This is a genomic window from Anaerococcus sp. HMSC065G05 (assembly GCF_001812365.1).
Taxonomy (GTDB): domain Bacteria; phylum Bacillota; class Clostridia; order Tissierellales; family Peptoniphilaceae; genus Anaerococcus; species Anaerococcus vaginalis.
Genome location: NZ_KV808709.1, coordinates 1 through 8091 on the forward strand (window position 1 = coordinate 1; position 8091 = coordinate 8091).

The 8091-nt window shown below is 30.6% G+C and carries 8 protein-coding genes and 1 riboswitch; of the genes, 3 read left to right on the forward strand and 5 right to left on the reverse strand.

Annotation, left to right across the window (positions count from 1 at the left end):
• Positions 1–58: 58 nt before the first annotated feature.
• A complete protein-coding gene (locus HMPREF2852_RS05430; protein WP_070606461.1) occupies positions 59–847 on the reverse strand; it encodes a hypothetical protein in 789 nt (262 codons plus the stop codon).
• A gap of 192 nt (positions 848–1039) precedes the next feature.
• Positions 1040–1136: riboswitch (purine riboswitch) on the forward strand.
• Between the two features lie 58 nt (positions 1137–1194).
• Between HMPREF2852_RS05430 and HMPREF2852_RS05435 the strand changes: the two genes are divergently transcribed.
• The 3 genes from HMPREF2852_RS05435 (at position 1195) to HMPREF2852_RS05445 (ending at position 5433) form a co-directional block, all read left to right on the forward strand.
• Entirely contained in the window at positions 1195–2616 is a 1422-nt protein-coding gene (locus tag HMPREF2852_RS05435; protein ID WP_070606463.1) for an NCS2 family permease, read from the forward strand.
• An 8-nt stretch (positions 2617–2624) separates the two neighbouring features.
• Complete coding sequence (locus tag HMPREF2852_RS05440) at positions 2625–3899, forward strand: amidohydrolase family protein (RefSeq protein WP_070606466.1); 1275 nt, start codon at positions 2625–2627, stop codon at positions 3897–3899.
• A 199-nt stretch (positions 3900–4098) separates the two neighbouring features.
• On the forward strand, positions 4099–5433 hold the full coding sequence (locus HMPREF2852_RS05445) for a sodium-dependent transporter (RefSeq protein WP_070606468.1): 1335 nt from the start codon (positions 4099–4101) through the stop codon (positions 5431–5433).
• A gap of 179 nt (positions 5434–5612) precedes the next feature.
• Here HMPREF2852_RS05445 and HMPREF2852_RS05450 read toward each other — a convergent pair whose 3' ends face one another.
• The 4 genes from HMPREF2852_RS05450 to mobQ all read right to left on the reverse strand — a co-directional run bounded on the left by HMPREF2852_RS05450 (position 5613) and on the right by mobQ (position 7981).
• A complete protein-coding gene (locus HMPREF2852_RS05450) occupies positions 5613–5777 on the reverse strand; it encodes a transposon-encoded TnpW family protein (RefSeq protein WP_012767176.1) in 165 nt (54 codons plus the stop codon).
• A gap of 100 nt (positions 5778–5877) precedes the next feature.
• A complete protein-coding gene (locus HMPREF2852_RS05455; RefSeq protein ID WP_019118616.1) occupies positions 5878–6081 on the reverse strand; it encodes a helix-turn-helix transcriptional regulator in 204 nt (67 codons plus the stop codon).
• Entirely contained in the window at positions 6074–6433 is a 360-nt protein-coding gene (locus HMPREF2852_RS05460; RefSeq protein ID WP_019118615.1) for a DUF3796 domain-containing protein, read from the reverse strand. The genes HMPREF2852_RS05455 and HMPREF2852_RS05460 overlap by 8 nt, the downstream gene beginning before the upstream one ends.
• A gap of 87 nt (positions 6434–6520) precedes the next feature.
• Positions 6521–7981, reverse strand: a complete 1461-nt coding sequence (gene mobQ, locus HMPREF2852_RS05465) for a MobQ family relaxase (protein WP_070606471.1) — start codon at positions 7979–7981, stop codon at positions 6521–6523.
• Positions 7982–8091 lie beyond the last annotated feature (110 nt).

Genomic DNA, 8091 nt, shown 5'->3' on the forward strand with positions numbered 1-8091 from the left:
TTATTGGTGGGTTTGTCGACGCTCTGAATCCTAGCAAAAAAGCTAGGATTTTTAAATTTTACTTTTCTTTTATGAATTTAAAAATATAAATTGCGACAAGGCTTGTTATTATAAATAAAACAAGTGCTCCAATAAATATAATATAATTAGAATTTTGAAAACTTGATGATGGTCTTTGTTTTTCTATTATTCCAATCAAGGAAAATAAAAATCCAATAATTAAGCCTGAATTTTTGTTTTCTTTAAAAACAAACAAAACCACAGCACTTGCAAGAATTAATAAAATTAGGCTTATAATTATTGCAAAAGTTGAATATGAATCTTTTCTATTTTCGAAAAGAACCATCATTATATTTGTAAAAACCGAAAAAATAATCCATCCTGCATGAATTCCTGTAGGAAGAGTAATAAGATATTTGTATTTTTTAGAAAAATCCTTATTTTGGTCTATAGTTTTTACAAGATTAATCAAAATCAAAGCATAAGCCATTGCTCCTATAAGGGCGGGCATAAGATAATTATTGTTTACCATTACTACATAAATTCCATTTGCCATATTCCAAAAAATAAATAGTGGCATCAATTTTTCGTAATAAATTTCCTCATTTGTCATTGAAAGCTTTTTAATAAAAGGCAAAAGCAAAAATAAAAGAGAAAAAATATAAATGAAAATCCAAATATAAAAAGTAAAAAAGTCGGGTACAAGTGGATTTTCATACATTTCTAAAATATCTTTATATTTGTGTAAAAAAAATACTCCAACATAAGCCATATAAGAAAAAATCAATGTCAAAATGAACATTATTAATCCGATTAGGTAATTTTTATTTTTTAATTTCTTTTTCATAAGTCCTCCTAAAAATCTCAATAGATATTTACCCATTTTTAAAATAATTTGAATTTTTAATTTTTATTTTTAGAAAATCACAAAATTTTGAAAAAATCTTATAAAAAATAACTTTATTTCGCTAATAAGCTATTGACAAAGAAATGTTGTATGTAGTATAATACAGAAAACGTTATCTTAATTGTCGACAAATGATAAGTTTTGACTAAAAGCGATATAATCTCATAATTGGTTGAGAGTTTCTACGACTTACCGTAAATAAGTGGCTATGGCTTTTAAAGATTAATAGTTAATCTTAAAATAACTATAACTATTAAATTAGAAAAAAATTATGAAGGAGGATCCTTATGGACTCAAAAACAAATGGTTTTCTAAATAGGTTTTTTCATCTTAATGAAAATAATACTAATGTAAAAACTGAAATTATCGCTGGAATCACTACTTTTATCACTATCGCATATGTGTTGATAATTAACCCTCAAGTTTTGTCTTCACCTTTTGAAATTATGGGTGATAGCCAAATGGCTCAAAAAATTTCAAACGGTGTATTTATCGGAACTTGTCTTGGTGCCTTTATTGGTACAATTTTAGTTGCTTTTTATGCAAAACTTCCTTTTGCTCAAGCTCCTGGCATGGGCCTAAGTGCATTTTTTGCTTATACTACTATGCTTGGTATGGGATATTCTTATGCCCAAGCTCTTGTAATTGTTTTTATCTCAGGAATATTATTTATTGTAATCACAGCTCTTGGAATTAGGGAGGCAATTATTCGTGCAATTCCCGATTCTATAAAACTTGCTATGACACCTGGAATTGGTTTGTTTATTACCATAATTGGTTTGAAAAACGCAGGTCTTGTTGTAGGTAATGAGGCTACCTTGGTTTCCCTTGTAGATTTTGCAAAATGGAGAGGCCCTGATGCAAATGTAGAACTTGTTATGGGTGCAGTCCTTTCACTTATTGGACTTTGTTTGATAGCAATTTTATCTTACAAAAAAGTTAAGGGAGCAATTTTGATTTCTATTTTAGCTTCAACTCTTTTAGGTATTCCAATGGGACTAACTCACATTTCAAATTTAAGCTTAAATTTGGGAGCACAAGTTAATGACTTTTTTGAAGTTTCATTTTTTAATTTAGATTTCGCAGGACTTTTTGCGGGAGAAAATATGTGGACATCAATTTTTACAGTAACTATGCTTGTTCTAAGCTTTTCACTTGTAAATATGTTTGACTCACTTGGAACTTTGCTTGCAGCAGCAAAACAATCTGGTCTTGTTGATGAAAAAGGAGAAGTTATTAATTTGAAAAAGGCTCTAATGAGTGATGCAATTTCTACTGCAGCAGGAGCTTTGGTTGGAACAAGTACAGTAACTACAGTTGTAGAATCATCAGCAGGTATTGCAGAAGGTGGAAGAACAGGACTTACAAGTCTTACAACAGCACTTTTATTTTTACTATCAATAATATTTGTGCCAATTATTTCAATAATCCCAGCACAAGCTACAGCACCAGCCTTAATTTTTGTAGGAATTTTGATGCTTGGTGGCGTAAAAGACATAGATTTTAACGACATAACAAATGCACTCCCAGCATTTTGTACAATAGTTTTCATGCCATTTACATATTCAATAGCAAATGGTATAGCACTTGGCTTAATCACATATTGTATAGCAAAATTCTTTACAGGACAAAAAGATCAAATAAAACCACTAACACTAATAATTGCCCTTACCTTTGTATTTAGGTATGCCTTTATAACCTTAGGGTAGGTGGACAAATGACAAAAACTTATGCCCTAAAGGGAAATATAATTTATAGCAAAAATCAAAACGAAATAAATTGTATTGAAAATTCTTATCTTATTTGCCAAGATGGAAAATCAATGGGAGTTTTCAAAAAATTAGATGAAAAATATAAAGACATAGAAGTAATAGATTTTGGAGAAAAAATAATTTGCCCAGGTCTTGTTGACCTTCATATTCATGCCCCTCAATATAATTTTAGGGGTATGGGCATGGATTTGGAATTGTTGGATTGGTTAAACACTTATACATTTCCAAGCGAGGCAAAATTTAAAGACGAAGATTATGCCAAAAGATCTTACCAAAGATTTGTAGATTATTTAAAATATGGACCAAATACAAGACATGTGATTTTTGCAAGTCTTCATGTAAAATCTACACAAATTTTGATGGATTTGATGGAAGAATCAAAAATGGTTTCATTTGTTGGAAAAGTTAATATGGATAGAAATGGTGGAGTAGACCTTGAAGAAAAAGATGCAGATGAATCAGAAAAGGCAACACTAGATTGGCTTGAATCCATTAAAGGAAAATATAAAAACACCTATCCAATTTTAACACCAAGATTTATCCCATCATGTACTGATGAATTGCTTGAAAAATTAAGAAAAATAAAAGATGAGTACAATCTTCCTATCCAATCCCACTTATCAGAAAATTTGGGAGAGATAGAATGGGTAAAAGAATTAGTTCCAAAGGCTAAATTTTATGGAGATGCTTACAATATTTTTGATTTATTTGGCAAAAACAACAAAACGGTAATGGCTCATTGTGTATATTCAAATGATGACGAACAAGATTTGATAAAAGAAAACGAAGTTTTCATTGCACATTGTCCAGATTCAAATACAAATTTAACATCAGGAATTGCTCCAGCAGGAAAATATCTAAGAGAAGGACAAAAAATTGGACTTGGTTCGGATGTTGCAGGAGGAACTCACGCATCAATTTTTAAAGCCATGGCAGATGCCATAAAAGTTTCAAAATTAAGATATAGATTAGTTGACGAAAAAATAAAACCATTAAGCCTCGAAGAAGCATTTTATATGGCAACTTTGGGCGGAGGAGAATTTTTTGGAAAGGTCGGTTCATTTGAAAAAGGCTACGAATTCGATGCTATAGTAATAGATGATGAAAAATTATTAGAAGAAGATAAATTCAACTTAAAACAAAGACTTGAAAGAATAGTATATTTGTCAAAAGATGAAGATATAGTTTCAAAATTTGTAAGAGGAAATAAAATATTTTAAAAAGCTTCGCCTGTTTTAAAGCAGGCGGAGTTTTTTTGTTGATAAAAACTCTTTATAAATTTTAAAATCGGAAGGATTTTTATGGATTTATTTTAATCTTTTTTACAAAGTTATAAAACTTACTTGCCTACTTTTTTAATATTTATTAAAATAAAATAAAAATTATTATTTTCTGTTATAATAATACTAGGAGTAAATTATGAAAGAAAAGAATTTAAAAAGAGATGGATTTCAAAGTAAGTGGGGCTTTATTTTAGCTTGTATAGGTTCGGCTGTTGGTATGGGAAATATTTGGAGATTTCCAATTCTTGTTTCTCAATATGATGGGATGACTTTTTTGATTCCATATTTTATATTTGTAATTTTAATTGCATCAACAGGAGTTATAAGCGAGATGGCTTTGGGAAGATTTACAGAATCTGGAACTGTTAGAGCTTTTGGTAAATGCACCGAATTAAGATACAAGAACAAAAAAATTGGAGAAAGACTTGGAATAATTCCAGTTGTAGGTTCGCTTGCCCTTGCTATCGGATATACTTGCGTAATGGCTTGGATTTTTAAATATACTTTTATGGCTTTTTCTGGAGATTTGAAAGATATGGGAAATAATATGGACCTAATTGGCGAAACTTTTTCAAAAACAGCAAGCGGGGCAAATCTTTGGATAGTAATAGCCATAATTGTAAGTTTTTTTATTATGATTTTGGGCGTTTCAAAAGGAATAGAAAAATCAAATAAAATAATGATGCCAACACTTTTTATTTTATTTGTATTTCTTGCAATTTATATTTCAACAATGAAAGGCTCATCAAAAGGATACGAATATATTTTTACCATCAACAAAGATTTAATAAAAAATCCAAAAGTTTGGATATATGCCTTTGGCCAAGCATTTTTTTCACTATCAGTAGCAGGATCTGGAACAATAATTTACGGCTCATATTTATCAAAAAAAGAAGATCTCATTGCATCCGCAAAAAATGTAGCTATTTTTGATACAATAGCATCCCTTATGGCATCTTTTGTAATAATTCCAGCCATGGCAACAACAAATACACCTCTAGATACAGGCGGGCCAGGACTTATGTTTATATACTTAGTAAATGTTTTAAATTCTATGCCAGCTGGAAGATATTTGGGAATAATTTTTTACCTTTGCGTTTTATTTGCAGGAATTAGCTCAATTATAAACCTATACGAATCATCAGTAGCCTATTTGCAAGAAAAATTTAATTTTTCTAGAGAAAAATCAACCCTTATAATTCATATTTTTGGTTGCATAATGGCAATATTGATTCAAAAAATTGTAGGAGAGTGGATGGATGTAATTTCGATTTATGTTTGCCCATTAGGAGCAGGACTTGCTGGAATAATGTTTTTGTGGGTAGGAGGAAAAGATTTTGCCCTAAAAGCAGTAAACCAAGGAGCAAAAAAACCAGTCGGAAATTTTTATTTTCTACTTTCAAAATATATATACGTAGGAGCAGCATTAATAGCCTTGATAGCAGGAGCAATTCTTGGAGGAATAGGCTGATAAATCATATAAAAGTAAACGAGATACTTATTTTATCTAGTTAGAGCGCAGACAAAGTCAGTTTAATAGTTCATTAATAATTCAAAAATAAAATTATGCTAAAACTCATCTCGACTAGATGATTGTGCCTTGATTTGGGAAGATTTGTCAAGGACATAAACAAAATTTCTTTGACAAATTTATATCTTCTCTGTTTCTCTCTTGATTAGCTTTAGTATTTTATCCTTATATGTTTCGCCTGTTCCTTGCTTGAAATGCAGGTTTACAGTATATTTTGTATTTCCAATATCCATAATTAACTGTTTATATGGCGGTGCTTTTATCTCTCTTTTTTCTTCTTCCATGTGTCCTCCTTTCCGTTTTTAAGCAAAGAAAAAACAGTAAACCTTTTTCGATTTACTGTTTCTTGAATCCTCATTACATTATCTTCTGTAAAATATAAATTTATATCTCATCTTCTACGGTGAATATTTCTTCAATTGAAGCATTGAACTGTTTTGCTATATTCCAAGCAAGTACCAAAGACGGATTATATCTACCTTTTTCTAAATTCCCTATTGTTTCTCTTCTTACACCTACTTTTTGAGCCAACTCTTCCTGTTTCATATTATTTTTAGCCCTATATTCCTTTATCTTATTTTTAATCATTTGATATCCCTTTAGATTCCCTCCATTCCAAAACAACTATTGTCAAGGTAAAAAATAAAATTCCTACACAAAAGCTTATCCCAAATGATATAGGAACAAAATTTTCGTGTCTTATTAAGAATTTGGTTAAAAACAATAATGGAGCTAAAGAAAAAAGTTGAGCAAAAAAAGCGACTGTAGCTGATTTCTTGATATTATTTCGGAAAGATTCATCTGGTATAATCCAAAAGTATCTAAAATAATAAAGAAAACCTAAAAAACCAAACCATCCTCGATTATTTGTAATAAACCCCATCAACGCAATAATGGAAATACAGGATAAAAACCCGACTGGATTTAATTTTCTTTTCATAATAGACCTCCTAATGTGGTATATTTCTATCTTTATGATATAAATATACCACATTCAGTTTTTGGTGTCAACAAATTAATATTAAAATTATATGTCCAACTCATTTCTCTTAACCTGTGTTAGTCCTCTGTTTTCTGTTAGTAGATTCTCTATACAGCTTCTAACACTTTCAGCCTGCTCCACTTCTTTTCGTATATCTGTGATTTGAGAATATAAAGTATCTTTTTCTTTCCTCAAAGTGCCTATTTCTGATTTCCATTTGGATATATTTAGGGTCTTGCTTTCTCCTAAATGCTCTTTGAGATATTTCTTTGCACTTTCAAATAAAATAATCTCTGCGGTATGTTCATTGTAGAAAGTATCTTGTTTATTTTTCTTTAGCTTGGTATAGGCTTTATAGGTGTCTTTATGTTTCAAATATTTCTCGGATTGGTCGATAAGCTCTACTTTGTCATTGATTTTCTTTTCGGTATCTTTTATTGCTCTTGTGGTCTTATAATTTTTATCTCTTAATGCTGATATATTTTCTTTCAATTCAGATATTGATGTAATATTTTTATCTTTAAGAAATTGATAGCTTTCAATATATTTTTCTAAGTCTGCATTATGGTTATCTGCATTGTTACGGATAAGATTTTCAAAAACGGATAGTAGATTTTCTTTTGGTGGTAGGGTGGATTTTATATTTCCAGTATCTGCTTTTTCTTCTTTGCCTATTCCCCTTATCCAATTTAGTAAGGCTTTTATTCGTCTTGAGATTTCTCTTAAAATCATATTTTGATGTTTGATTTCTCGGTTGATATTTCCTCTGTCTGTAACAATACCTTTCTTCTCAATTTGACTTGCTGATACTCCTAAATGAACGGTTGGTATTTGTTCTATCCCTTGTCTTTGATAAGAGCGGTGGTCTACTTTTTCTTTTATGCTATTTTCTTCAAGATACTTGTTTGTAATATCTGCCCATGCTTTTCGCCATTCTTCTGCTTTTTCCTGCTCATTCCAATCGACTGTATCTATTTTTCTTGTTTTGTAATTGCCATTTTTGAGTTTTACTTTTTCTCCGTTTTCATCAAGGATATATTCCTTTTTTGATTTTGCTCCCCATGTTTTATCTTTGTTTAATGGTCGCATGGTAAGTAAGATATGTGCGTGTGGGTTCCCGTCATTTTTATCGTGTAACGAAATATCGGCACACATACCGACTTTTACAAAATTTTCTTTTACATATTCTCGTACAAGTTCAATCTGTTTTTCTCTGTCTAATTCTTTAGGTAAAGCAATTTCGATTTCTCTTTCAAGCTGTGAATTTTTACTTTTTTCTATTTTCTCGACACTGTTCCATAAGACAGAACGATTTACAAATTCCTGCGGTGCATTTTGTGGTAGTAGAATTTCTGTATATGCTATTCCGCCTTTTCTTGTAAAGTCGTGGACTATTCCGTCATACTCATTTTTTATCTTTTCGCCACTTCGATAGGCGTAAGCTGCTACTGCACTTTTGCCTTTGCCTCTCGATATAATTTTTATGCAAAGATGATATATCGCCATAAAAAACCTCCTCTCTTTTTTGATGTGGGTACGGTGGCGATGATAAAGACTTCCTAAAAAAATCGGATAGCTTTTATCCTATTTCTTTTGGGAAGTACACAAGGGGTAGG

Excerpts from the sequence above, each read along its gene's own strand:
- HMPREF2852_RS05435 (WP_070606463.1), top strand. The coding sequence starts at position 1,195 with ATGGACTCAAAAACAAATGGTTTTCTAAATAGGTTTTTTCATCTTAAT.
- HMPREF2852_RS05455 (WP_019118616.1), bottom strand. The coding sequence starts at position 6,081 with ATGATTAAAAATAAGATAAAGGAATATAGGGCTAAAAATAATATGAAA.
- HMPREF2852_RS05430 (WP_070606461.1), bottom strand. The coding sequence starts at position 847 with ATGAAAAAGAAATTAAAAAATAAAAATTACCTAATCGGATTAATAATG.
- mobQ (WP_070606471.1), bottom strand. The coding sequence starts at position 7,981 with ATGGCGATATATCATCTTTGCATAAAAATTATATCGAGAGGCAAAGGC.
- HMPREF2852_RS05445 (WP_070606468.1), top strand. The coding sequence starts at position 4,099 with ATGAAAGAAAAGAATTTAAAAAGAGATGGATTTCAAAGTAAGTGGGGC.
- HMPREF2852_RS05460 (WP_019118615.1), bottom strand. The coding sequence starts at position 6,433 with ATGAAAAGAAAATTAAATCCAGTCGGGTTTTTATCCTGTATTTCCATT.
- HMPREF2852_RS05440 (WP_070606466.1), top strand. The coding sequence starts at position 2,625 with ATGACAAAAACTTATGCCCTAAAGGGAAATATAATTTATAGCAAAAAT.
- HMPREF2852_RS05450 (WP_012767176.1), bottom strand. The coding sequence starts at position 5,777 with ATGGAAGAAGAAAAAAGAGAGATAAAAGCACCGCCATATAAACAGTTA.